A 23,776-nucleotide genomic window follows, 5' to 3' on the forward strand; every position below is an offset into this window, starting at 1 on the left:
GTAGGCGCTCAACCATAGAGCGCCACCGAAGCCATGCACCTCCAGAGAATTCGCATGCAGACTTTTTTTATCGCGCCCACCGATTTTGGTGTGGGTCTGACCTCCATCAGCCTTGGGCTGGTGCGCACCCTTGAACGGGCCGGGCTGAAAGTCGGCTTTTTCAAACCGATTGCCCAGCCACACCCTGGCGACACCGGCCCCGAGCGCTCCACTGAGCTGGTGGCCCGCACCCACGGTCTGAAACCGCCGCAACCGCTGGGCCTGGCCCACGTGGAGCGCATGCTCGGCGACGGCCAGCTCGACGAGCTGCTCGAAGAAATCATCACCCTGTATCAGCAAGCCGCTGTGGGCAAGGACGTGCTGATTGTCGAAGGCATGGTACCGACCCGCAGCGCCAGCTATGCGGCACGGGTCAACCTGCACTTGGCCAAGAGCCTCGACGCGGAAGTGATCCTGGTGTCGGCGCCGGAAAACGAAGTGCTCACCGAGCTCTCCGGCCGCGTGGAATTGCAGGCCCAGCTGTTCGGCGGCCCGAAAGACCCGAAAGTGCTGGGCGTGATCCTCAACAAAGTGCGCACCGACGAAAGCATGGAAGCGTTCTCGGCGCGCCTCAAAGAGCATTCGCCGCTGTTGCGCAGCGGTGAATTCCGCCTGCTCGGCTGCATCCCCTACCAGCCCGAACTCAACGCACCGCGCACCCGCGACGTGGCCGACCTGATGGGCGCGCAGATCCTCAACGCCGGCGACTACGAAACCCGGCGCATGACCAAGATCATCATCTGCGCGCGCACCATGCGTAACACCGTGGAATTGCTCAAGCCCGGCGTGCTGGTGGTAACCCCGGGCGACCGCGATGACATCATCCTCGCCGTCAGCCTGGCCGCGATCAACGGCGTGCCGCTGGCTGGGCTGCTGCTGACCAGCGACACACTGCCCGACCCGCGTATTATGGATTTGTGCCGTGGTGCGTTCCAGGCCGGGCTGCCGGTGCTGTCGGTGAGCACGGGCTCCTACGATACGGCGAACCAACTCAACAGCCTCAACAAAGAAATCCCGATTGATGACCGCGAGCGCGCAGAAATCATCACCGATTTCGTCGCCAGCCACCTCGATGCGCGCTGGCTGCACCAACGCTGCGGCACGCCACGGGAGATGCGCCTCTCGCCGGCCGTGTTCCGCTACCAGTTAATCCAGCGAGCCCAAGCCGCCAACAAGCGCATCGTGTTGCCCGAAGGCAGCGAGCCACTGACCGTGCAAGCCGCCGCCATCTGTCAGGCACGCGGCATTGCGCGTTGCGTGCTGCTGGCTAAACCTGCGGATGTGGAAGCGGTCGCCCGCGCCCACGGCATTGAGTTGCCTGAAGGCCTGGAGATTCTCGACCCTGACCTGATTCGCCAGCGTTATGTAGAACCGATGGTCGCGCTGCGCAAGAGCAAGAGCCTCAACGCGCCGATGGCCGAGCAGCAACTGGAAGACACAGTGGTGATCGCCACCATGATGCTCGCGCTGGATGAAGTGGACGGCCTGGTTTCCGGGGTTATCCACTCCACCGCCAACACCATCCGCCCTGCCCTGCAGCTGATTAAAACCGCGCCCGGCTGCACGTTGGTCTCATCGGTGTTCTTCATGCTGTTCCCGGAGCAGGTGCTGGTCTACGGCGACTGCGTGATGAACCCGCACCCAAGCGCCGCAGAACTGGCGGAAATAGCCCTGCAAAGTGCCGACTCGGCGGCCGCGTTCGGCATCACCCCGCGCGTGGCGATGATCAGCTACTCCAGCGGCGATTCGGCCAGCGGTGAGGAGGTCGAAAAAGTCCGTGAAGCCACCCTGCTCGCCCACGAACAACAAAGCTCGCTGCTGATCGACGGGCCGTTGCAGTACGACGCCGCCGCCAACGAAACCGTGGCCCGGCAGTTGGCGCCCAACAGCCTGGTCGCCGGTAAAGCCACGGTGTTTGTGTTCCCGGACCTGAACACCGGCAACACCACGCACAAGGCGGTGCAACGCAGCGCCGATTGCGTGAGCCTGGGGCCAATGCTGCAAGGCCTGCGCAAACCGGTAAACGATCTGCCGCGCGGTGCCCAAGTGGATGACATCGTGTACACCATCGCACTCACTGCGATTCAAGCCGCCAACCGACCTATGGATATCTAAATGCTGGATTTTCTACCTGCCGCCGTGCGCGGGGTGATCGCGTCCTTATTGTTGGCGCTGAACACGATCCTGCTGTGCTCGTTTCTGTTTATCGTCGCGCTGTTCAAAGCGCTGCCGTTTGCCAAGCGCTTCAGCGAATGGCTGATGAACCACACCCACGAAGCTTGGGTGACCAACAATAAGGGCTGGATGAACCTGGTACGGCGCACGCGCTGGCACCTGACCGGCCTTGAAGGGCTGGACTATGAGCACTCCTACCTAGTGACCAGCAACCACCAGAGCTGGGTCGACATCATGGTGTTGCAATACGTGCTCAATCGCCGGATTCGCCCGCTGAAGTTCTTCCTCAAGCAGGAACTGATCTGGGTGCCGGTGATAGGCCTGGCGTGGTGGGCGTTGGGCTTTCCGTTCATGAAGCGCTACACCAAGGCCTACCTGGAGAAGCACCCGGAGAAGAAAGGCAAAGACCTGGAAACCACCCGCAAGACCTGTGCGAAGTTTCGTGACAACCCGGTGGGCATTTTCAACTTTGCCGAAGGCACACGCTTTACGCCAGGCAAGCATGCCCAGCAGAAGTCGCCGTTTCGCTATTTGCTCAAGCCTAAGGCGGGCGGGATTGCGTTTGTGCTGGATGCCATGGGTGAGCAGCTGAAGTCATTGGTCAACGTGACCATTCACTACCCTGGCGGGCGCCCAGGGTATTGGGATTTGCTGTGTGGGAATGTGAAGGATGTGGTGGTGCACTTTGAAGAGGTGCAGATTCCAGCCGGGTTTATCGGCAAGAATTATGAGCAGGATGGCGAGTATCGGTTGGCGTTTCAGGGGTGGATTAACCAGCTGTGGGAAGACAAAGACCAACTGCTCGCCAAACTGCACACAGATTTCCCAGACCGCCACTGATCAACATGTGGATGCAATTTAATGTGGGCGCTGGCTTGCCTGCGATAGCGGTGGGTCAGCCAAGTAAAAATAAACTGACCGTCCGCCATCGCAGGCAAGCCAGCTCCGACATTGACCGAGTCAACATTTGAAGTTGTGACGCAGAGCGTCACAGGATGCATTCCCACGCAGAGCGTGGGAACGATCAGCCCGCCACCGAGTGCTCGGTGGCGGGCTTTTTTTGTGGCGGCGAGGTTTAGATCGCGCCGCGCTGACGCAACAGTTCCAGCACTTGCTTGACGCTGTCTTCCAGCGACAGGGCCTGGGTGTCGATCACCAGATCGGCATTCAACGGCACGTCGTACGGGAAGGATTCGCCCGGGATGTTATCCCCACCCGCGGCGTACAGGCCTTGCGGATCACGCTCGGCGCACACCAGTGGCGAGGCCTGGACGTAAACCGTCAGCAGGCGATCGGAGCCAATCAGCGCCTTGGCCTGTTCGCGGCCTTCGGCATCCGGGGCAACGAAGGCGGCCAGGGTCAGCAGGCCTGCTTCGTTGAACTGGCGCGCGACGTGAGCGGCACGACGCCAGTTTTCAGTACGCCCGGCACGGTCCTGCGGCAAGCCTTTGTTCAGGTCATGACGCAGGTTCTGGCCGTCCAGTACGAACACCGCACGGCCCATGTCGAACAGCTTGCGCTCAACCGCGTAGGCCAAGGTACTTTTGCCCGCGCCCGACAGGCCGCTAAACAACACGGTGGCCGGCTGCTGGCCGAAGCGCAGGGCGCGTTCTTCGGTGGCGACATGAGCGAGACCGCCGTGTTGCGCAGAACCGCCATGATTGACCGGCGGCGCGATGATCATGCCTGCGGCCACAGTGCCATTGGTCAAACGGTCGATGACGATAAACGCACCGGTGGTGCGGTTGCTGTCGTAACCGTCCAGCGCGATGGCGGCGTCGAGGCTGACCTTGACCCGGCCGATCTCGTTCAACTGCAGCGAACTCGCCGGGCCTTCGGCCAGGGTGTTCACGTCCACGCGGTGCACGATGCTGGTGATGGAACCCGGCACGTAGCTGGTCGCGCGCTTGATGTCGTATTTCTTGCCCGGCAGCATCGGCTCTTCGGCCATCCACACCAACATGGCGTCGAAGGCGTCAGTCACTTGCGGCACGTTGTCGGCATGCACCAGCAGGTCGCCACGGGAGATGTCGATCTCGTCTTCCATGGTCAGGGTCACGGCCTGGCCTGGGCCGGCGTGTTCCAGCTCACCTTCGAAGGTGACGATGGATTTGACGCGGCTGCTCTTGCCCGACGGCAGCACTACAACCTCGTCGCCCTTGTGCACGATGCCGCTGGCTAACGTGCCGGCGAAACCACGGAAGTTCAGGTTCGGACGGTTGACGTACTGCACCGGGAAACGCAGGTCGGTGTAGTTGCGGTCGTTGGCGATCTCGACAGTTTCGAGAATCTCCATCAGCGACTGGCCGGTGTACCAAGGCGAATGCTCGCTCTTGTTCACCACGTTGTCGCCCTTGAGCGCCGACATCGGTACGAAGGCCATGGTGCTTGGCTTGAAAGCAATACCGTCGGCGAACTTCAGGTAATCGGCCTTGATCGACTCGAAGATGCTTTGGTCAAAGCCATTGATGTCCATCTTGTTGACGGCGATCACGATGTGCTTGATGCCCAGCAACGAGGCGATATAGCTGTGGCGACGGGTCTGGGTCTGCACGCCGTAGCGGGCATCGATCAGGATAATCGCCAGGTCACAGGTGGATGCACCGGTGGCCATGTTGCGCGTGTACTGCTCATGGCCGGGGGTGTCGGCGATGATGAATTTGCGTTTGGCGGTGGAGAAGTAGCGGTAGGCGACATCGATGGTGATGCCCTGCTCACGCTCGGCCTGAAGGCCGTCGACCAGCAAGGCCAGGTCGATATCGTCGCCAGTGGTGCCGGATTTCTTCGAATCGCGGGTGATGGCTTCCAAGTGATCTTCGTAGATCATCTTGGAGTCGTGCAGCAGGCGCCCGATCAGGGTGCTCTTGCCGTCGTCGACGTTGCCGCAGGTCAGGAAGCGCAACATTTCCTTGCGCTCGTGCTGGCCCAGGTAGGCGAGGATGTCCTCGCTGATCAAATCAGATTGATGGCTCATTGCATTCAAGCTCCAAGCTGTAAGCTTCAAGCGGCAAGCTTGTCGGCGTACAGCTAGTCAGAAATTTTGTTGATCAGGCCGCAGAGCATTTTTGAGCGCTCGCGAGTTTCTGTAATCCAGTTTTCAGCCAGCGGGCGGGCGATGTAAGTGATGTCACGGCCAATGAAAATCTGAGTACGTAGCTCCCCACAGGAAGCTTTTACAATCCAAAGAAAGTGAGCTTTCTCTTTGTTGCTGCGACGTTCCATACCTTCCGCAATATTGGAAGGTACCGAAAGTGCAGACCGGGTGGTTTGATCCTTGAAACCGACCCCCCCGCAGCCCGCAAACTCTTTATAGATTTTCACCGCCAAACACTTGCTTCTCTGCCAGACAATCAGTTTCTCGAAACCCATTACGAGTCACTCAATAGCGGCTCGCAACAACCGGCTGCAAGACCAAACTGCAAAATTACGCATACCGCCTCTAACTTGCAGCTTGCCGCTTGTAACTCGAAGCTTAAAAGTACCCCTGACGTTTTTTATCTTCCATCGAGCCTGCGCCATCGTGGTCGATGACCCGGCCCTGGCGCTCGGAAGTTCGCGTCAGGAGCATTTCCTGAATGATGTCCGTCAGCGTTTCGGCTTCGGACTCCACCGCGCCCGTCAACGGGTAGCAGCCAAGGGTACGGAAACGTACTTTCTTTTTGACGATTCGGGCTTTGTCTTCGTCGGACAAGTGCTCGAGGATGCGGTCGTCGTCGATCATGATCAATGTGCCGTTCTTCTCGATCACGTCGCGCTCGGCGGCGAAGTACAGCGGCACAATCGGGATGCCTTCCAGGTAGATGTACTGCCAGATGTCCAGCTCGGTCCAGTTGGACAGCGGGAACACGCGGATCGACTCACCCTTGTTGACGTTGCCGTTATAAACGTTCCACAGCTCCGGGCGCTGGTTCTTCGGGTCCCAGCGGTGTTTGCTGTCGCGGAATGAGTACACGCGCTCTTTGGCGCGGGATTTCTCTTCATCACGACGGGCACCGCCGAACGCTGCGTCGAAACCATGCTTGTCCAAGGCCTGCTTGAGGCCTTCGGTTTTCATGATGTCGGTGTGCTTGGCGCTGCCGTGGGTGAACGGGTTGATGCCCTGCGCCACACCATCGGGGTTGACGTGGGTGATCAGGTCCAGGCCAAGCTCTTCGACCATTTTGTCGCGAAACTTGTACATCTCCTGGAATTTCCAGCGGGTGTCGACGTGCATCACCGGGAACGGCAGCTTGCCCGGGAAGAAAGCCTTGCGCGCCAGGTGCAGCATCACGGCGGAGTCTTTACCGATCGAGTAGAGCATCACCGGGTTGTCGAACTCGGCGGCGACCTCGCGGATGATGTGGATGCTTTCCGCCTCCAGCTGTTTCAGATGCGTCAGTTTGTCGACCATGGCTACTCACGGAAAAACGATCTTATGGACGGCCAGCGGGCCGTGTTCGAGCGGGGCATGCTAGCACAGCGCCTACTTCTATTCAGGGCGCCAGCTAGATCGAAACGGTATATGAATATGCCGCGAGGTTTGGCCCAACTCGGTCGAATGTGGGAGCGGGTTTGTGTGGGAGCTGGCTTGCCTGCGATGCAGGCACCTCGGTGTATCAGTGACACACAGTTGATGCCATCGCAGGCAAGCCGGCTCCCACATGTTGTCCCTCGCCGAGGTTAGATCGGGTTCGGGCAATCGATGAACAAATGCTCCAGGGCAAACCGCCGAGCCAGGTAATCGCCCAGCGCTTGGACGCCGTAGCGCTCAGTGGCGTGATGCCCGGCAGCAATAAAGCTGATGTCGTTTTCCCGCGCACTGTGGAAGGTTTGCTCGCAGGCTTCACCGCTCAGGTACAGGTCGACACCGGCGGCAATCGCCTGGTCGATATAGCCCTGGCCACCACCGGTGCACCAGCCGACGCGGCGGATCATCTCGCTGCCTTCGATCAACAGCGGCTCACGGCCCATCACATCCTGCACACGACGCGCGAAGTCGCGGGGCGACAATGGCTCGGCGAGAGAACCGACCAGCCCGACGATTTTCGGATTGCTCGGGTCCAGCGGGCCCTCGACAGTGATGTCCAGCTGACGGGCAAGTTGCACGTTGTTGCCCACGTCCGGATGCAGATCCAGCGGGAGGTGGTAGGCCAATAAACTGATGTCATGCTTGAGCAGGGTTTTCAGGCGGCGCTGCTTCATGCCGGTGATGCACGGGTTTTCGCCCTTCCAGAAATAACCGTGGTGCACCAGCACCAAATCAGCTTGGGCTTCGACGGCGGCATCCAGCAGGGCTTGGCTTGCGGTCACGCCGCTGACGATGCGCATCACCTGCGGGCGGCCCTCGACCTGCAGGCCATTGGGGCAATAATCGGCAATTTTTGCACTGCCAAGGTAGCGGTCCGCTTCCTCGACGAGGGTGGTAAGGGGGACGGCCATAAAAGACTCCTAAATATCCCGTTCCGAGGCGCTCGCAGCCTCGTATAATGCGCGACATTATGGGCGCTCTCCCGCCCCCTGCAACCTGTCAGGACTTACTTGATGCTCAAGGCACTGCGTTTTTTTGGATGGCCATTGTTGGCTGGCGTGCTGATCGCGATGATGATTATTCAGCGTTACCCCCAATGGGTGGGCTTACCCAGCCTTGATGTGAACCTGCAACAGGCCCCGCAGACCAACTCGGTGGTGCAAGGCCCGGTGACCTATGCCGACGCCGTGGTCATCGCCGCGCCCGCCGTGGTTAACCTGTACACCACCAAGGTCATCAACAAACCGGCGCATCCGTTATTTGAAGACCCGCAGTTTCGGCGCTATTTCGGCGACAACGGGCCCAAGCAGCGCCGGATGGAATCCAGCCTCGGTTCCGGGGTGATCATGAGCCCGGAAGGCTACATCCTCACCAACAACCATGTGACCACCGGCGCCGACCAGATTGTGGTGGCCCTGCGTGACGGCCGCGAAACCCTGGCCCGCGTGGTCGGCAGCGACCCGGAAACTGACCTTGCGGTGCTGAAGATCGACCTCAAGAACCTGCCCTCGATCACCATTGGCCGCTCCGAAGGGCTGCGCGTCGGTGACGTCGCGCTGGCCATCGGCAATCCGTTCGGCGTCGGCCAGACCGTGACCATGGGCATCATCAGCGCCACCGGGCGTAACCAGTTGGGGCTCAACAGCTACGAAGACTTTATCCAAACTGACGCGGCGATCAACCCGGGCAACTCCGGCGGCGCATTGGTGGATGCCAATGGCAACCTGACCGGCATCAACACGGCGATTTTCTCCAAGTCCGGCGGCTCTCAGGGCATCGGCTTTGCGATCCCGGTGAAGCTGGCGATGGAAGTGATGAAATCGATCATCGAGCACGGCCAGGTGATTCGCGGCTGGCTGGGCATCGAAGTACAGCCGCTGACCAAGGACCTGGCCGCGTCGTCCGGCTTGACCGGGCGCCCAGGCATCGTCGTCGCCGGTATCTTCCGCGACGGCCCGGCGCAGAAAGCCGGCCTGCAATTGGGCGATGTGATCCTGAACATCGACGGCGAACCCGCCGGTGATGGCCGCAAGTCGATGAACCAAGTCGCGCGGATCAAGCCGACCGACAAGGTGTCGATCCTGGTAATGCGCAACGGCAAAGAGATCAAGCTGTCGGCAGAGATCGGTCTGCGCCCACCACCTGCCCCGGTGAAAGAAGAGGAATAACAGCTGCGGGAGCCCTTTCCCGGGCTCCTGTTACCTAATATTTCAAAAGAAATCCATTCTCATCGGTCATGTTATATTGTTTCAATATCGCTATTGGAACGCTCTATCATGCCGTCTCGAAGATTCGCCCCCGTGGCTGGCCTGGCCTTGGGTTTGCTGCTCGACCCCGCCTACGCCGACGACAACACTGTAGAACTGGACACTATCAACGTCACCAGCGACGCCTATGAATCCGCCACCGGCCCGGTCACAGGTTATCGCGCCACCCGTTCCGCCAGCGCCACCAAGACGGACACCGCACTGCGCGACATCCCACAATCAATCAGCGTGATTCCTGCCACGGTGCTCAAAGACCTGGGCAGCACCAGCGTGGAACGCGCCCTGGAGTTTGCCGGCGGCGTGTCCAAGCAGAACAACTTCGGCGGCCTGACGCTTTACGAATACAGCGTGCGCGGCTTCACCACATCGGAGTTCTACCAGGACGGTTTCAGCGCCAACCGTGGCTACCCGAGCACGCCGGACGCGGCCAACATCGAGCGCATTGAAGTGCTCAAAGGCCCCGCTGCCAGCCTTTACGGGCGCGGCGACCCCGGCGGCACGGTGAATATCGTCACCAAAAAACCCCAGCCGCAAGCCTTCACCACCGTGCAAACCAGTGCCGGCAGTTGGGACCGCTATCGCACCGCGCTGGATGTGAACACCCCGCTGGACAGCGAAGGCCGCCTACTGTCGCGCGTGAACCTGGCGGTGGAAGACAACCACAGCTTCCGTGATCACGTCGACGCCAAGCGTGTATTCGTCGCGCCGTCGTTCAGCTGGCAGTTGGACCCGGACACCAGCCTTCTCGTAGAAAGCGAGTTCGTGCGCCACAGCTCCACCTTCGACCGAGGCATCGTCGCCAACCATGGCATGTCCCGCTCCACCTTCCTCGGCGAGCCCAACGACGGCAATATCCGCAACCACAACAACCGCATCCAGGCCGCGTTGGAGCATCACCTTAATGACGCCTGGAAACTGCGCCTGGCCAGCCACTACAAACAAGGCAGCCTGTGGGGTGACGCCTCGGAAAGTCGTGCGCTGAATGCCGACGGCCATACCGTCAACCGCCGCTACCGCGAACGCTCCACCGGTTGGCACGACAGCATCACCCAGCTGGAACTGCGCGGCCTGTTCGACATTGGCAGCTGGCAGCACGAACTGTTGATCGGCAGCGAATACGAGGACTACCGCAAGAAGGAGCGCGTGTCGGCGATTGCCGGCAGCCTCTACCCCATCGACATCTATAAACCGATCTACGGCCAGACCAAACCCAATGGCGCACGCACCGGCACCAACGCCTTCGAACAGACGAAAAGCCAGGCGCTGAACCTGCAAGACCAGATCGTCTTCACCGACCGCCTGCGCGGCATGCTCGGTGCGCGCTTCGAACACGTCGAGCAAAGCACCGTCGACTTCACCCGCAACCACGCCAAGAGCCGGCAAACCCACGACGCCCTCACCCAACGCGCCGGTTTGCTCTACCAACTCACGCCGCAAGTCGGTGTGTTCGCCAACGCGTCAACCTCGTTCAAACCCAACAACGGCTTGGACGCTGGCGGCAAATCCTTCACGCCGGAAGAAGGCGTGGGGTATGAAGTGGGGATCAAGAGCGAGCTGTTCGACGACCGCCTGAGCACCACCCTCGCCGCCTTCCATATCGAAAAGGAAAATGTCCTGGCCTTGGACCCGGCCACCATCAACAACAGCCGCGCCATAGGCAAGGCGCGCAGCCAGGGCTTTGACCTGCAACTGAGCGGGCAAGTGACTGACGCGGTAAGGGTCATCGGCGCCTTCGCCTACATCGACGCCGAAGTGACCAAGGGCGACAAAGCCATCCCCACCGGCAGCCGGATTCTCGGCGTGGCCAAGCGCAGCGGCAGCCTGCTGGGCGTGTATGAATTCCAGGATGGCGCGCTACGCGGCTCGGACCTCGGCGCGGCGTTCACCTACGTCGGTGATCGCTCCGGCGAAGCCGGCAGCCAGTTCGAACTGCCCGCCTACCACACCGTCGACCTGCTGGCGCATTACAAGGCCAGCGACAACGTCACGGTGGGCCTGAACCTCAACAACCTATTCGACGAAAAGTACTACGAGCGCTCCTACAGCAACTACTGGGTCACGCCCGGCGAGCCGCGCAACGTCACCGTCAGCCTGACCCTCAACCTGTAAAAGGACGCCCCCATGCAAGCCTTCAAATCCTTGGCCGTGATCGGCCTGCTGTTTGCCAGCCAAGTCTCGGCCCACGGCCTGTGGACCGAACAACGGCGCGGCAATATCGAAGTGATCTACGGCCACGGCGCCGAAGACAATGCCTTCAAGGCACAGAAAATCAGCGGTGCCTGGGCGTATGACGCCAGCGGCAAGATGATCCCGGTCACCGTGGAGCGCCTCGCCGACCACGCACGCCTCAAGCCGCTCAAATCGCCCGCCGTTTTAGCCGTGGCGTTGGATAACGGGATGTGGTCGCAGACGCCAGACAAGAAGTGGATCAACCAGGGCCGTAGCCAAGTGCCTGGCGCGATTGAGTCGACCCAGACCTTCAAATACAGCCTGGCGATTTACCAGCCGGGGGCGAAGTTGCCGAAGCTGGATCAGATCAAGCTGCTGATCCTGCCGGAAGTTGATCCGCTGACCGTAGGACCGGGCAGGTCACTGCCGGTGCGGGTGCTGCTGGATGGCAAGCCGGCGGCGGGGATAAAGTTGGTGGGCGATTATCGCAATGCGCCGAACACCTTGAGCACCGAGACCGACAAGGATGGCCGGGCCGAGGTGCTGGTGCGTAATGAAGGGTTGAATGTGATTACGGCGCAGGTGGAGCTGCCGCTAAAAGATGCTGATGTGGCAACGCGCGGGTTGTTCACTTCGCTGACGTTCCTCGGTGAACCGCATCACGAATAACACCAAAGTCTAGAGTGGGCACAGTCAGTGTGGGAGCGGGCTTGCTCGCGAAGGCGGTGGGTCAGCCAATACATTAGGTGGCTGACACACTGCATTCGCGAGCAAGCCCGCTCCCACATTTAGTCCTCACTCGGCTGGGCTAGAGTGCCAACGGCGCCCTTTCGCACAAGGTGTTCAGCGCCGCCGCCCACTGCGGGTCATCATTCAAGCACGGCACCAACACCAACTCCTCGCCACCCGCTTCGCGGAACTGCTCCAACCCGCGGTCACCAATCTCTTCCAGCGTCTCAATGCAGTCCGCGACAAACGCCGGGCACATCACCAGCAGCTTTTTCACGCCTTGCTGGGCCAACGCCTCAAGGCGGGCTTCGGTGTAGGGTTCGATCCACTTCGCCCGGCCCAGGCGCGATTGGAACGCCACCGACCACTTGCCCTCCGGCAAGCCCATGCGCGCGGCAAAGTCCCGTGCAACGCTGAAGCATTGGGCGCGATAACAGGTAGCAAGCACCTCAGGCGAGGCGTTCTGGCAGCAGTCGGCATCCTTGAAACAATGCCCGCCGGTAGGGTCGAGCTTTTTCAGATGGCGCTCAGGCAAGCCGTGAAAACTCAGCAGTAAATGATCGTAATCCTGTTCTACGTACGGCCGGGCGCTCGCGACCAGCGCATCGAGGTATTCCGGCTGATCGTAGAAAGGTTGCAGGATCGAGAACTGCACCTTGAGCTTTTTCTCACGCACCACGCGCCTGGCTTCTTCAATCACCGTGGTCACGGTGCTGTCGGCAAACTGCGGGTACAACGGCGCCAGGGTGACTTTCTCAATGCCCTGGGCCGCGAGGCGCGTCAACGTCGTTTCAAGCGATGGCTCGCCATAACGCATCGCCAGTTCCACCGGCCCCTGCGTCCACTGCGCAGTCATTTGCTGTTGCAGGCGGCGGCTCAGGACTACAAGCGGCGAGCCCTCGTCCCACCAGATCGACGCGTAGGCATGCGCCGACTGCTCGGGGCGCTTGATCAGGATCAGCGACACCAGCAAACGCCGCACCGGCCACGGTAGGTCGATCACGTAAGGGTCCATCAGGAACTGATTGAGGTAGCTGCGCACATCGGCCACCGAAGTGGACGCCGGTGAACCCAGGTTGACCAGTAACAACGCGTGATCCGTCATGCAACATCCTATGGCTAGAGGCGGCTGGACAAGTCTTCCAGGGCCGCATGCAACTCAGTGAACTGAAAAGTGAAACCGGCAGCCAGCAGCCGTTCGGGAACGGCCCTCTGCCCGCCCAGCAACAACCCGGACAATTCGCCCAACAAGGCCTTCAAGGCGAACGCCGGCATCGGCATGAACGCAGGGCGGTGCAGCACCCGGCCCAATGTCTTGGCAAAGTCGTGGTTACGCACCGGGTGTGGCGCGCAGGCATTATAAGGACCGCTGGCATCTTCCTTGTGCAGAAGAAAATCAATCAGGGCGATTTGATCTTTGATATGCACCCACGGCATCCACTGCCGACCATTGCCGATAGGCCCGCCCAGCGCCAGTTTGAACGGCAGCAGCAGCCGCGACAAAAAGCCGCCCTGCGCCGCCAACACCAGGCCGGTGCGCACCAGCACCACGCGGATGCCCATGGCTTCGGCTCGCAGGGCGGTTTCTTCCCAGGCGATACACAACTGGCTGGGGAAGTCGTCCTGCACCGGGCCGCTGGCCTCGGTCAATTCACGTTCGCCACCGTCGCCGTACCAGCCCACCGCCGAACCTGAAATCAGTACCGCCGGTTTTTGCGCCAGCCCGTCCATCCACGCCAGCAGGGTTTCGGTGAGGCTGATGCGGCTGCTCCACAGTAACGCCTTGCGCTTTTTGGTCCACGGGCGATCGGCGATGGGTGCACCGGCCAGGTTGACCACCGCATCCACGTTGCCGATTACGTCTTGCAAGCGGCCGACACCCAACACCTCAGGGCCGCACCATTTGGCGACGGTGTCCGGTTCGCGGCTCCACACGGTCAGGCGATGCCCTTGGGCAAGCCAACGTTGGCAGAGCTGACGACCGATCAAGCCTGTACCGCCGGTCAGCAAAATGTGCATGGAACACTCCTCATGTAACGTTCGCCGCCGATCACTGGTCTATTTTATAAGCAGGGATCATTTGTAGTACGGCGCGGCTTTTCGTTTAAGCCCACGCTTTAACCATAGGCCACGCCGTAAGAACAGGTACGCCAAAACTTATACCAAAAAACAATATTGTACAGCTATTGGTGTCGGCGTAGTCTGTACCCAACGGTAAAACGAGGCCTCCCATGACTGTTCCCATCGCGATCATCGGCACCGGCATCGCCGGTCTCTCCGCCGCCCGAGCGTTGCAAGACGCGGGGCACGTCGTACAACTCTTCGATAAAAGCCGCGGCAGCGGTGGCCGCATGTCCAGCAAGCGCAGCGACGCTGGCGCACTGGACATGGGCGCGCAGTACTTCACCGCCCGCGACCGGCGCTTCGTCAACGAAGTGCAGCGCTGGCAAAGCCACGGCTGGGCCGAGCAGTGGAAGCCGCAGCTGTACAACTTCAAGTCCGGGCAACTCACGCCCTCCCCCGATGAGCAAATACGTTGGGTCGGCACGCCGCGCATGAGCGCGATCACCCGCGCATTGCTCGACGACTTGCCGGTGGAGTTCGGTTGCCGCATCACCGAAGTGTTCCAAGGCAAACAGCACTGGAACCTGCTCGACGCCGACGGCGGCAATCACGGCCCCTTCAGCCATGTGGTCATCGCCACGCCGGCGCCCCAGGCCACCGCCCTGCTGGCCGCCGCGCCCAAGCTGGCGAGTGCCGCCGCCGGGGTAAAAATGGACCCGACCTGGGCCATCGCCCTGACCTTCGACAAACCCTTGGATACACCGATGGAAGGCTGCTTCGTGCAAGACAGCCCCCTCGATTGGCTGGCGCGCAACCGCAGCAAACCTGGGCGCGACACCACCCTCGACACTTGGGTACTGCATGCCACCAGCACCTGGAGCAAGGCGCACCTGGACCTGCCCAAGGAAGCCGTGATCGAACACCTGCACGGTGCCTTCGCCGAATTGCTGCACAGCGCCATGCCCGCGCCGTCGTTCAGCCTGGCGCATCGCTGGCTCTACGCCCGACCGTCCAGCGCCCATGAATTCGGGGTGCTGGCCGACGCCGACCTGGGCTTGTATGTATGCGGCGACTGGTGCCTGTCCGGGCGCGTCGAAGGCGCTTGGCTCAGCGGCCAGGAAGCTGCGCGCCGCTTGATCGAGCACCTGCAATGAACCGCATCAATCCCGCTAAATTGCTGCTGTCGAAGTGGACAGCAGCGCGCCCGCGCAATAAGGAAAAACACTTTCTGGTCACCGAACTGTTTCGGGATGAAGAAGGCACCGTGCTCGAAATCGAGCTGCAAGCTGTCATGACCCGCCGTGCGGAACGCCTGACCTGGCAAACCCTGCAGAACGCTGAGGACTGGCGAATCGGCTGGAAATAGCTCAGCCGAAAATACTTATACAAACTATTTGACTTGTACAGCTTCGAATCTATGATGAGATTTCGTTGTACAAGTTTTATAGCGTGTACAGGAATTATGCAGAGGTTCGGCCATGTCCAGCACCGTCAAACCAAAGATTGCCATCAGCGCCTGCTTGCTGGGCGAGAACGTGCGCTTTAACGGCGGACACAAACAATCCCTGCTGTGCAGCCAAACCCTCACCGACTACTTCGACTTTGTGCCGCTGTGCCCCGAAGTCGCGATCGGCCTGGGCATCCCCCGCGAACCGATTCGCCTGGTAGGCGACCCGGCCCGGCCGCAGGCCGTCGGCACGGTGCGCCGTGAGCTGAATGTCACCCAGCCGCTGGACGATTACGGCCAGCAGATGGCCCAGGAACACACTGACCTGTGCGGTTACATCTTCATGCAGAAATCGCCGTCGTGCGGCCTGGAGCGGGTCAAGGTTTACCGCGACAACGGCACGCCCGTCGACGGCGGCGGGCGTGGCATTTACGCCCAGGCGTTTTGCGCGCGCCACCCCAACCTGCCGGTGGAAGAAGACGGCCGACTGAATGACCCAGTGTTACGGGAAAACTTCCTGACCCGGGTCTTCGTCTACGCCAGCTGGCAGCAACTGCTGGCTGAGGGCCTGACCCGCCACCGCCTGTTGGCCTTTCACTCACGCTACAAATACTTGCTGATGGCCCACAGCCCGGTGCATTACAAAAGCCTCGGCCACCTGCTCGGCAGCATGGGCAAGGCCACTGATCTGGACGCGCTAGCCGCCAACTATTTCAGCGAGCTGATGACCGGCCTGAAAAAGTGCGCCACCCGTGGCACCCATACCAATGTGCTGCAACACATCAGCGGCTACCTCAAGCAGGCCATCAGCGCTGACGACAAGCAGGAAATGCAAACCGTCATCAGCCAATACCGCAGCGGCATCGTGCCGTTGGTGGTGCCGCTGACCCTGCTCAAACACCACTTTCGCCAACACCCTGATCGCTACATTGCGCAGCAGGCCTACCTGCAGCCGCACCCGGAAAACCTCAGCCTGCGTAATGCGATCTGACCCATGAAAAGACCATCATGAAAGCTGCCCCCCAAGACGAACCCGGCGTAGACATCGCCCAAGCCCTCCAAGACGGCTGGCTGCCAATACGCGAAGTGGCGCGCCAGACCGGCGTCAACGCCGTAACGCTGCGCGCCTGGGAACGCCGCTATGGCCTGATCGTGCCGCAGCGCACGCCCAAGGGTCATCGGCTGTTCAGTGCCGAACATGTACAACGCATCCACACCATCCTCACCTGGCTCAACCGCGGTGTACCGGTCAGCCAGGTGAAAAGCCTGATCGACTCCGCCCAAGCCAGTCCCGACACCGTCGAAAACGAATGGCACGCCCTGCGCCAGAACCTGGTGAATGCGATCAGCGAGTTGGCCGAACGCAGGGTCGACGACGCCTTCAACCAAGCCATGGCGTTGTACCCGCCGCGTACCTTATGCGGGCAATTGATGCTGCCGCTGCTCAAGGCGCTGGAGCAACGCTGGCAAGGCCAGTTCGGCGCGCAGATGGAGCGGGTGTTTTTCCTGTCCTGGCTGCGCAGCAAGTTTGGCGCGCGCATCTACCACAACAACCGCCAACTGCAAGGCGCCCCGTTGCTGTTGGTCAACCACTCCGACCTGCCGCTGGAGCCGCACCTGTGGCTCAGCGCCTGGCTGGCCAGCAGCGCCGACTGCCCGGTGGAAGTCTTCGACTGGCCATTGCCGGCGGGCGAACTGGCCCTGGCGGTGGAACACCTGCAACCGCGCGCCGTGCTGCTGTATTCGAGCAAGGCTATCCATGTGCCGGCACTCAGTAAACTTTTGGGCGGTGTCCGCTGCCCAACCTTGATTGCCGGACCAACGGTATGCATCCACCAGGCAGAGTTGGCCGTATTAACCCGTGACACCCCTGAATTGTTCGTGGCCGAAGACCCGTTGTCGGCCCACCAGATACTGATCCAGCGTGGAATTGTTTAAATGCACTTGATCTGGCTGCGCACCGACCTGCGCCTACACGACAACACCGCCCTCGCCGCCGCAAGCCAGCGAGGCCCCGTTGCAGCCGTGTACCTGATCACCCCCGAACAATGGCGGGCCCACGATGACGCGCCGTGCAAAGTCGACTTCTGGCTGCGCAACCTGCGGCACCTGAGCCAGGCGCTCGGCGAGCTGAACATTCCCTTGCTGATCCGCACCACCGCGACCTGGGACCAGGTACCCGGCGTATTGAGTACGCTGTGCCGGGAACTGTCGGTTGAATCGGTGCACGTCAACGAGGAGTACGGCATCCACGAAAGCCGTCGCGACACCGCCGTGGCCCAGGCGCTGGAAGCCGATGGCGTGACGTTCCACCGTTACCTGGACCAACTGTTCTTCCAACCCGGCAGTGTGCTGACCAAGACCGGCACTTATTTCCAGGTGTTCAGCCAGTTCCGCAAGGTTTGCTACAACCGCCTGCACAGCGCCCTCCCGCGTCAGGTGGCAACCCCGAACGCCCAGGCGCCCACAGAGCTGAAAAGCGACCCGGTCCCTGAGCAGGTCGAAGGGTTCGCGCCACCCAGCGAAAGCTTGCGCGCCCTCTGGCCGGCCGGTGAAGACGAAGCGCGCCGCCGCCTCGATGCCTTCGCCGATCAACAAATCAGCTACTACAAAGACGAGCGCGACTTCCCGGCCAAACCCGGCACCAGCCAGCTTTCGGCTTACCTCGCCGCCGGTGTGGTTTCGCCGCGCCAGTGCCTGCATGCCGCCTTGCAAGCCAACCAGGGCGAGTTCGAAAGCGGCGACATAGGCGCGATCACCTGGATCAACGAGCTGCTGTGGCGCGAATTCTACAAACACATCCTCGTAGGCTACCCACGGGTGTCCCGCCACCGCGCCTTTCGCCCCGAGACCGAAGCGGTGGCGTGGCGCGATGCGCCCAAAGACCTCGCCGCCTGGCAGGAAGCGCGCACCGGCCTGCCGATCATCGACGCCGCCATGCGCCAGTTGCTCGAAACCGGTTGGATGCACAACCGCCTGCGCATGGTGGTGGCAATGTTTTTGACCAAGAACCTGCTGATCGACTGGCGCGAAGGCGAGCGTTTCTTTATGCGCCACTTAATCGACGGCGACCTGGCGGCCAACAACGGCGGCTGGCAGTGGAGTTCTTCCACCGGCACCGATTCGGCCCCGTACTTCCGGATTTTCAGCCCATTGAGCCAATCGGAGAAATTCGACAGCGAAGGCGTGTTCATCAAGCACTGGCTGCCAGAGCTGGCCGCGCTGAATAAAAAGGAAGTGCACAACCCCGAGGCAGTCGGCGGCCTGTTTGGCGTGGCGGACTATCCGCGTGCGATTGTCGACCTGAAAAAATCCCGCGAACGCGCGTTGGCAGCCTTCCGCAGCCTGCCTTCACGTCAGGAGGTTGCCGAGCATGAGTGACTTCCTGCCCAGGTTCGCCCAGGCCTTTGCGACCCTGGACAAGCACAACCTGCACCGGCTCGACAGCCTGTACAGCAAGGACATCACCTTCACCGACCCGCTGCATGAAGTGCACGGGTTGCCCGCGCTGCGCCGCTACTTCGCCGAGATGTACGGCAATGTCAGCCAGCTGCGCTTCGACTTCCACGGTTTCGACCAAGTGGCCGAAGGTGAAGGCTATTTGCGCTGGAAAATGAGCTTCTGCCACCCACGGCTCAACAGCGGCAAGCTGATCCGCGTGGAAGGCTGCTCGCACCTGCTGTGGCGCGACAAGGTCTACCGCCATCGCGATTATTTCGATGCCGGCGCTCTGCTCTACGAACACCTGCCAGTACTCGGCCGCGTAGTCAGTTGGCTGAAAAGGAGAATGGGATGAGCCTTACACCACCCCGCCGTTATTGGCTGACCGGCGCCAGCAGTGGCATCGGTGCTTCGCTGGCCGTGGAGTTGCTCAACAGCGGCGCCCATGTGGCACTCAGCTCGCGAACCAAAGGCCCACTGGAAGCACTCGCCCACCGTTACCCGGGGCAAGTGTTGGTGGTAGCCGGCGACCTGACAAACAGCCAGACCGTGCGCGAGATCGGCGAGCATATCGGTGTGGTCTGGGGCTCACTCGACACGGTGATCCTGAATGCCGGCACCTGTGAATACGTGGACGCTCGGCAGTTTGACGCCTCTATCGTCGAGCACGTGGTACGCACCAACCTGCTGGCGAGCAGCTATTGCATCGAAGCGGCGCTGCCGTTGTTGCGCAAAGGGCTCACCCCACACTTGGTCGGTGTGGCCAGCGCCGTAACCTACCTGCCGATGCCACGCGCTGAAGCTTATGGCGCCTCCAAGGCCGGGCTGCGCTACCTGTTTGAATCCCTGCGCATCAGCCTGTCGCCCGAGAACATCGACGTCACGGTGATCAGCCCGGGCTTTGTCGACACGCCGCTGACCGAACGCAATGACTTCCCGATGCCCTTGAGCTGGTCGGCCGACAAGGCCGCGCGGCATATCTTCGCCAAGCTGGACAAGCGTCCGCTGGAAATTGCCTTCCCCGCTATGTTTATCGCCACCTTGTGGCCGTTGTCGAAGCTGCCCAACCGCGCGCAACTGTTCATCGGCAAGCGCATGTTGCGCAGCCCGCCGCCGCAGAAGGACAACCTGTGAAAATCGCCATTATCGGCAGCGGCATCGCCGGGCTGACCAGCGCCTACCTGCTCAGCCGCCGCCACGACATCACCGTGTTCGAAGCCGGCGTGCGCATCGGCGGGCATACCCACACGGTCAACGTGACGGTCGAGAGTAAAAGCTATGCGGTGGACACCGGTTTTATCGTGTTCAACGACTGGACCTACCCCAACTTCATTCGCCTGCTGGGGCAAATTGGCGTGAAGTTCAAACCCACCGAGATGAGCTTTTCGGTGTGCGACCAGAACGAAGGCTTCGAGTACAACGGCAATAACCTCAACAGCCTGTTTGCCCAGCGCAGCAATATACTGTCGCCGGGGTTCTGGGGCATGTTGCGCGACATTCTGCGCTTCAACCGCCAGGCGCCGCTGGACCTGCAAGAACAGCGCATCAGCGCCGACATGACCTTGGGCGATTACCTCGAAGCCGGGGGTTACGGCCCGCGGTTTATCCGGCATTACATCGTGCCGATGGGCGCGGCGATCTGGTCGATGTCCCTGGCGGACATGCTCGGTTTTCCATTGCAATTTTTTGTAAGGTTCTTCAAGAACCACGGCTTGCTCTCTGTGAACAACCGGCCGCAGTGGTGCGTGATCGAAGGCGGGTCGAGCAGCTACATCGAGCCGCTGACGCGCAGCTTTCGCGAACAGGTGCGCCTCAATTGCCCTGTGCATAACGTCGAGCGCACCGACGACGGCGTAGTTATCCACAGCGCCGCCGGCAGCGAGACATTTGATCGGGTGGTGTTTGCCTGTCACAGCGATCAGGCCCTGGCCTTACTGGCCGACCCAAGCCAGGCCGAACAGGAGATCCTCGGCGCCCTGCCTTACGCCGACAACGACGTGGTGCTGCACACCGACACGCGCCTGCTGCCCGACCGCAAACTCGCCTGGGCCAGCTGGAACTACCGGCTGACCGGCACCGCGCAGACCCAGGCCGCCGTCACTTACGACATGAACATCCTGCAAGGTATCGACAGCGCCACGACCTTTTGCGTGAGCCTTAACCAGACGTCGATGATCAACCCGATGAAGGTCCTCGCGCGCTACACCTACGCACATCCGCAATACAGCCTCGCGGCGGTAGCTGCCCAAGCGCGCTGGGAAGAATTGGCCGGCGCACGCAACACCTTTTATTGCGGCGCCTACTGGGCCAACGGTTTCCATGAAGATGGCGTGGTCAGCGCATTGCGCGTGGCACAGGCCTTTGGAGAAACCTTGTGAACAGCGCCCTGTACAGCGGCTGGATCGCCCATCGCCGGTTTGCGCCCAAGGCCCACGCCTTTCGCTACCGCATCGGCCTGCTGTACCTGGATTTGAGCGAACAAGACGAAGTGCTCGGGCTCTCGCCCCTGGCCGGCGCAGGTCGCATGGCACCCTTCGGCTTTCGCCAGCAGGATTACCTGCGTGAATTCACGCGCCACGGCATGAGCTTGAGCGATGCCGTGCGCCAGGAAGTTGGCAAGGCGCTGGGGCGTGAGCCCCAGGGCGTTATCTGCCTACTGACCCAGGCCCGCAGTTGGGGCCTGGCTTTTAACCCGGTGAGTTTCTTCTACTGCTTCGAGGCCGATGGGCAACTGGCCGCGATCCTGTGTGAAGTGACCAACACCCCGTGGCGTGAGCGCTATCACTACGTGCTGCCGGCCCAGGCCCTTGGCGCCGACGAGCATCAGCACTTCGCCGTGGCCAAGGCCTTCCATGTGTCGCCGTTTTTGCCGCGCGACCTGGAATACCGCATGAGCTTCAGCCCGCCCGCCGCCAAGCTAGGCGTGCACATGGCCGACTGGCAGGGCGAGGTGAAAGTCTTTGACGCCACCTTGAGCCTGCACAGAGAAGCACTCAGCCGCGCCAGCCTGCATCGCTACTTGTGGCGCTTCCCGTGGATGACCGCCAAGACTTGCCTGGCGATCTACTGGCAGGCCATGCGCTTGTTGCTCAAACGCACTCCGATTTTTTCCCATCAGGCCGCCGATGGCGCCTCTCGCACCGCAGTCGGGTATACCAAGGATCGCCGCCATGAAATCCCCTAGCTTATCGGTCAAAACCAGCCGCCTGAATGTCAATGGCATGACCAGCGCATTGCTGCGCAAGGCCGTGCTGCGCCAACTCAGCCAACTGCGCCACGGCCAACTGGTGGTGATCGAGGATGGCGAACGCCAAGTGTTCGGCGCACGCGAAGCGCACCTGCTGGGGGAGATCCAGATCCTCGATTCGGCGGTGTGGGGCCTGGTGGCGGCCAACGGTTCGATCGGCGCCGGCGAGGCGTTTATCCACGGTTATTGGACCAGCCCGGACCTGACCGCGGTAGTGCGGGTGATGGTCAGCAACCTGGAGGTGCTCGATGCCATGGAAGGTGGCCTGGCGCGCCTGGCACGCCCGTTCACCCAAGGCCTGCATTGGCTCAACCGCAATACGCGCAAAGGCTCGCAGAAAAACATCGCCGCCCACTACGACCTGGGCAACGACCTGTTCGAAGAATTCCTCGACCCGACCATGATGTATTCGGCGGCGCAGTTCCTGACGCCCGACGACACCCTGGAACAGGCACAGTTGAACAAACTGGAGCGCATCTGCCAGAAACTCGCGCTCAAGCCTACCGACCACCTGCTGGAAATCGGCACCGGCTGGGGCAGCATGGCGCTGTATGCGGCGCAGCATTACGGCTGCAAGGTCACCACCACGACCTTGTCCAAAGAGCAGTTTGCCTATACCGAAAAACGCATCGAGGCGCAGGGGCTCAAGGACCAAGTGACGTTGTTGCTGCAAGATTACCGCGACCTGAGCGGCCAATACGACAAGCTGGTGTCCATCGAGATGATCGAAGCGGTGGGCCTTCGCTTTCTGCCGACCTACTTCAAGCAGTGCGCGCACTTGCTCAAGAGCGACGGCCTGATGCTGCTGCAAGCCATCACGATTCGTGACCAGCGTTTTGAGCAGGCGAAGAACAGCGTCGACTTTATCCAGCGCTACATCTTCCCCGGTGGCGCTCTGCCCTGTATGCAGAACATGCTGCACATCGTCAGCCGCGACACCGACATGAACCTGCTGCACATGGAGGACTTCGGCCTGCACTACGCGAAAACCCTGCGCCTGTGGCACGAGAACTTTCGCCGCGCCCATGGCCGTCTTGCAGAGCTGGGCTACGATGAGTACTTCCTGCGCTTGTGGGAATTCTACTTGTGCTACTGCGAAGGTGGCTTCATGGAACGTACGATTGGTACCGCGCAGCTACTACTGGCCAAGCCGGCGGCAATCAACCCGCCGTTGCTCGGGCGTTTCAATGCTTAAACCGCTGGCCAATGCCGTACTGTTCCAGTGCAGCTGGTTTGCCTGCGTGCTCGGTGGCGACAGCCGCTGGCTGCTGGTGGCCGCCGCCGTACTGGCCATCCACCTGCTGTGGATAAGTTCATGGTCTGCCGAAGGGCAAGTGATCCTCGCCGTGACCTTGCTGGGTACAGTGGTCGACACTTCGTTGCGCACCTTCGGCGTGTTTCATTTCAGCGTTCCGGGGCCGCTGATTCCGTTCTGGCTGATGCTGCTGTGGGCGTTGCTCGCCACCACGCTGCGCCATTGCCTGGCCTGGAGCGCACAGCCCTGGTGGCGCGCCAGCGTATTAGGTGCAGTCGGCGGGCCAGTGTCTTATTACGCCGGCAGCCAATTGGCCGGCGTGAGTTTCGGTTATGGCACAGTGCCGACGATGATAGGCTTGGCGCTGCTGTGGGCGCTGCTGTTCCCCATGCTGCATTGGATCGCCCGGCAACTGGGGCACTGACGTCTGTCAGAG

The 23,776-nt window shown here is 61.2% G+C and carries 22 protein-coding genes; 16 read left to right on the top strand and 6 right to left on the bottom strand.

The features are described 5' to 3' along the window. Window positions 1-54 precede the first annotated feature (54 nt). Both pta and ACI77I_RS18395 read left to right on the top strand, forming a co-directional pair. Complete coding sequence (gene pta, locus ACI77I_RS18390) at window positions 55-2,154, top strand: phosphate acetyltransferase (protein ID WP_406998118.1); 2,100 nt, start codon at window positions 55-57, stop codon at window positions 2,152-2,154. Then, on the top strand, window positions 2,155-3,054 hold the full coding sequence (locus ACI77I_RS18395) for an acyltransferase (RefSeq protein WP_094948923.1): 900 nt from the start codon (window positions 2,155-2,157) through the stop codon (window positions 3,052-3,054). A gap of 235 nt (window positions 3,055-3,289) precedes the next feature. Here ACI77I_RS18395 and cysN read toward each other — a convergent pair whose 3' ends face one another. The 4 genes from cysN to ACI77I_RS18415 all read right to left on the bottom strand — a co-directional run bounded on the left by cysN (window position 3,290) and on the right by ACI77I_RS18415 (window position 7,632). Further along, complete coding sequence (gene cysN, locus ACI77I_RS18400) at window positions 3,290-5,188, bottom strand: sulfate adenylyltransferase subunit CysN (protein WP_406998119.1); 1,899 nt, start codon at window positions 5,186-5,188, stop codon at window positions 3,290-3,292. Between the two features lie 53 nt (window positions 5,189-5,241). Next, window positions 5,242-5,583 carry a four helix bundle protein gene (locus tag ACI77I_RS18405; RefSeq protein WP_406998120.1) on the bottom strand — a complete coding sequence of 114 codons (342 nt, stop codon included), beginning with the start codon at window positions 5,581-5,583 and terminating at the stop codon, window positions 5,242-5,244. Window positions 5,584-5,686: 103 nt separating this feature from the next. Next, on the bottom strand, window positions 5,687-6,604 hold the full coding sequence (cysD, locus tag ACI77I_RS18410) for a sulfate adenylyltransferase subunit CysD (RefSeq protein ID WP_017137614.1): 918 nt from the start codon (window positions 6,602-6,604) through the stop codon (window positions 5,687-5,689). Window positions 6,605-6,873: 269 nt separating this feature from the next. Then, window positions 6,874-7,632, bottom strand: a complete 759-nt coding sequence (locus tag ACI77I_RS18415; protein ID WP_406998121.1) for a Nif3-like dinuclear metal center hexameric protein — start codon at window positions 7,630-7,632, stop codon at window positions 6,874-6,876. Window positions 7,633-7,734: 102 nt separating this feature from the next. Here ACI77I_RS18415 and algW point away from each other — a divergent pair, with 102 nt between their 5' ends. The 3 genes from algW to ACI77I_RS18430 all read left to right on the top strand — a co-directional run bounded on the left by algW (window position 7,735) and on the right by ACI77I_RS18430 (window position 11,826). After that, window positions 7,735-8,889: a Do family serine endopeptidase AlgW gene (algW, locus tag ACI77I_RS18420; RefSeq protein WP_094948918.1), complete on the top strand. Its 1,155-nt coding sequence runs from the start codon at window positions 7,735-7,737 to the stop codon at window positions 8,887-8,889. 108 nt (window positions 8,890-8,997) lie between these two features. After that, window positions 8,998-11,097 (top strand): TonB-dependent siderophore receptor, encoded by a 2,100-nt coding sequence (locus ACI77I_RS18425; RefSeq protein WP_406998122.1) that lies wholly within the window; start codon window positions 8,998-9,000, stop codon window positions 11,095-11,097. 12 nt (window positions 11,098-11,109) lie between these two features. Beyond that, entirely contained in the window at window positions 11,110-11,826 is a 717-nt protein-coding gene (locus ACI77I_RS18430) for a DUF4198 domain-containing protein (RefSeq protein ID WP_094948916.1), read from the top strand. Window positions 11,827-11,965: 139 nt separating this feature from the next. Here the strand turns inward: ACI77I_RS18430 and hemH are convergent, their stop codons facing one another. After that, window positions 11,966-12,991, bottom strand: coding sequence for a ferrochelatase (gene hemH / locus ACI77I_RS18435; RefSeq protein ID WP_406998123.1), 1,026 nt, complete (start codon window positions 12,989-12,991; stop codon window positions 11,966-11,968). 14 nt (window positions 12,992-13,005) lie between these two features. After that, complete coding sequence (locus tag ACI77I_RS18440) at window positions 13,006-13,905, bottom strand: TIGR01777 family oxidoreductase (RefSeq protein ID WP_406998124.1); 900 nt, start codon at window positions 13,903-13,905, stop codon at window positions 13,006-13,008. Window positions 13,906-14,117: 212 nt separating this feature from the next. Here ACI77I_RS18440 and ACI77I_RS18445 point away from each other — a divergent pair, with 212 nt between their 5' ends. The 11 genes from ACI77I_RS18445 (at window position 14,118) to ACI77I_RS18495 (ending at window position 23,764) form a co-directional block, all read left to right on the top strand. Next, on the top strand, window positions 14,118-15,104 hold the full coding sequence (locus ACI77I_RS18445; RefSeq protein WP_406998125.1) for an NAD(P)/FAD-dependent oxidoreductase: 987 nt from the start codon (window positions 14,118-14,120) through the stop codon (window positions 15,102-15,104). After that, window positions 15,101-15,316, top strand: a complete 216-nt coding sequence (locus ACI77I_RS18450) for a TIGR02450 family Trp-rich protein (protein WP_094948912.1) — start codon at window positions 15,101-15,103, stop codon at window positions 15,314-15,316. The genes ACI77I_RS18445 and ACI77I_RS18450 overlap by 4 nt, the downstream gene beginning before the upstream one ends. 112 nt (window positions 15,317-15,428) lie before the next feature. Beyond that, window positions 15,429-16,388 (top strand): YbgA family protein, encoded by a 960-nt coding sequence (locus ACI77I_RS18455; RefSeq protein WP_406998126.1) that lies wholly within the window; start codon window positions 15,429-15,431, stop codon window positions 16,386-16,388. 17 nt (window positions 16,389-16,405) lie between these two features. Further along, window positions 16,406-17,335: a MerR family transcriptional regulator gene (locus ACI77I_RS18460; protein ID WP_242154275.1), complete on the top strand. Its 930-nt coding sequence runs from the start codon at window positions 16,406-16,408 to the stop codon at window positions 17,333-17,335. After that, complete coding sequence (phrB, locus tag ACI77I_RS18465; RefSeq protein WP_094948909.1) at window positions 17,336-18,778, top strand: deoxyribodipyrimidine photo-lyase; 1,443 nt, start codon at window positions 17,336-17,338, stop codon at window positions 18,776-18,778. Beyond that, entirely contained in the window at window positions 18,771-19,193 is a 423-nt protein-coding gene (locus ACI77I_RS18470; protein WP_094948908.1) for a nuclear transport factor 2 family protein, read from the top strand. The genes phrB and ACI77I_RS18470 overlap by 8 nt, the downstream gene beginning before the upstream one ends. Then, window positions 19,190-19,972, top strand: coding sequence for an SDR family oxidoreductase (locus tag ACI77I_RS18475; RefSeq protein WP_094948907.1), 783 nt, complete (start codon window positions 19,190-19,192; stop codon window positions 19,970-19,972). The genes ACI77I_RS18470 and ACI77I_RS18475 overlap by 4 nt, the downstream gene beginning before the upstream one ends. Further along, complete coding sequence (locus ACI77I_RS18480; protein WP_094948906.1) at window positions 19,969-21,216, top strand: NAD(P)/FAD-dependent oxidoreductase; 1,248 nt, start codon at window positions 19,969-19,971, stop codon at window positions 21,214-21,216. Before ACI77I_RS18475 ends, ACI77I_RS18480 begins: the two co-directional genes overlap by 4 nt. Further along, a complete protein-coding gene (locus ACI77I_RS18485) occupies window positions 21,213-22,022 on the top strand; it encodes a DUF1365 domain-containing protein (RefSeq protein ID WP_406998127.1) in 810 nt (269 codons plus the stop codon). Before ACI77I_RS18480 ends, ACI77I_RS18485 begins: the two co-directional genes overlap by 4 nt. Then, a complete protein-coding gene (locus tag ACI77I_RS18490; protein ID WP_406998128.1) occupies window positions 22,009-23,280 on the top strand; it encodes a class I SAM-dependent methyltransferase in 1,272 nt (423 codons plus the stop codon). The genes ACI77I_RS18485 and ACI77I_RS18490 overlap by 14 nt, the downstream gene beginning before the upstream one ends. Next, the gene (locus tag ACI77I_RS18495; RefSeq protein ID WP_406998129.1) at window positions 23,273-23,764 is read left to right on the top strand and encodes a DUF2878 domain-containing protein; all 492 of its coding nucleotides are present in this window, start codon (window positions 23,273-23,275) and stop codon (window positions 23,762-23,764) included. The genes ACI77I_RS18490 and ACI77I_RS18495 overlap by 8 nt, the downstream gene beginning before the upstream one ends. Window positions 23,765-23,776: the final 12 nt, after the last annotated feature.

The sequence above is a fragment of the Pseudomonas sp. D47 genome, assembly GCF_045447305.1.
Lineage (GTDB): Bacteria > Pseudomonadota > Gammaproteobacteria > Pseudomonadales > Pseudomonadaceae > Aquipseudomonas.

Bases quoted from the DNA above. Each gene is read 5' to 3' on its own strand.
- cysN (WP_406998119.1), bottom strand. From the start codon at position 5,188: ATGAGCCATCAATCTGATTTGATCAGCGAGGACATCCTCGCCTACCTG.
- ACI77I_RS18430 (WP_094948916.1), top strand. From the start codon at position 11,110: ATGCAAGCCTTCAAATCCTTGGCCGTGATCGGCCTGCTGTTTGCCAGC.
- pta (WP_406998118.1), top strand. From the start codon at position 55: ATGCAGACTTTTTTTATCGCGCCCACCGATTTTGGTGTGGGTCTGACC.
- hemH (WP_406998123.1), bottom strand. From the start codon at position 12,991: ATGACGGATCACGCGTTGTTACTGGTCAACCTGGGTTCACCGGCGTCC.
- phrB (WP_094948909.1), top strand. From the start codon at position 17,336: ATGCACTTGATCTGGCTGCGCACCGACCTGCGCCTACACGACAACACC.
- ACI77I_RS18425 (WP_406998122.1), top strand. From the start codon at position 8,998: ATGCCGTCTCGAAGATTCGCCCCCGTGGCTGGCCTGGCCTTGGGTTTG.
- ACI77I_RS18490 (WP_406998128.1), top strand. From the start codon at position 22,009: ATGAAATCCCCTAGCTTATCGGTCAAAACCAGCCGCCTGAATGTCAAT.
- algW (WP_094948918.1), top strand. From the start codon at position 7,735: ATGCTCAAGGCACTGCGTTTTTTTGGATGGCCATTGTTGGCTGGCGTG.
- ACI77I_RS18440 (WP_406998124.1), bottom strand. From the start codon at position 13,905: ATGCACATTTTGCTGACCGGCGGTACAGGCTTGATCGGTCGTCAGCTC.
- ACI77I_RS18395 (WP_094948923.1), top strand. From the start codon at position 2,155: ATGCTGGATTTTCTACCTGCCGCCGTGCGCGGGGTGATCGCGTCCTTA.
- cysD (WP_017137614.1), bottom strand. From the start codon at position 6,604: ATGGTCGACAAACTGACGCATCTGAAACAGCTGGAGGCGGAAAGCATC.
- ACI77I_RS18470 (WP_094948908.1), top strand. From the start codon at position 18,771: ATGAGTGACTTCCTGCCCAGGTTCGCCCAGGCCTTTGCGACCCTGGAC.
- ACI77I_RS18495 (WP_406998129.1), top strand. From the start codon at position 23,273: ATGCTTAAACCGCTGGCCAATGCCGTACTGTTCCAGTGCAGCTGGTTT.
- ACI77I_RS18445 (WP_406998125.1), top strand. From the start codon at position 14,118: ATGACTGTTCCCATCGCGATCATCGGCACCGGCATCGCCGGTCTCTCC.
- ACI77I_RS18405 (WP_406998120.1), bottom strand. From the start codon at position 5,583: ATGGGTTTCGAGAAACTGATTGTCTGGCAGAGAAGCAAGTGTTTGGCG.
- ACI77I_RS18460 (WP_242154275.1), top strand. From the start codon at position 16,406: ATGAAAGCTGCCCCCCAAGACGAACCCGGCGTAGACATCGCCCAAGCC.
- ACI77I_RS18475 (WP_094948907.1), top strand. From the start codon at position 19,190: ATGAGCCTTACACCACCCCGCCGTTATTGGCTGACCGGCGCCAGCAGT.
- ACI77I_RS18450 (WP_094948912.1), top strand. From the start codon at position 15,101: ATGAACCGCATCAATCCCGCTAAATTGCTGCTGTCGAAGTGGACAGCA.
- ACI77I_RS18415 (WP_406998121.1), bottom strand. From the start codon at position 7,632: ATGGCCGTCCCCCTTACCACCCTCGTCGAGGAAGCGGACCGCTACCTT.
- ACI77I_RS18455 (WP_406998126.1), top strand. From the start codon at position 15,429: ATGTCCAGCACCGTCAAACCAAAGATTGCCATCAGCGCCTGCTTGCTG.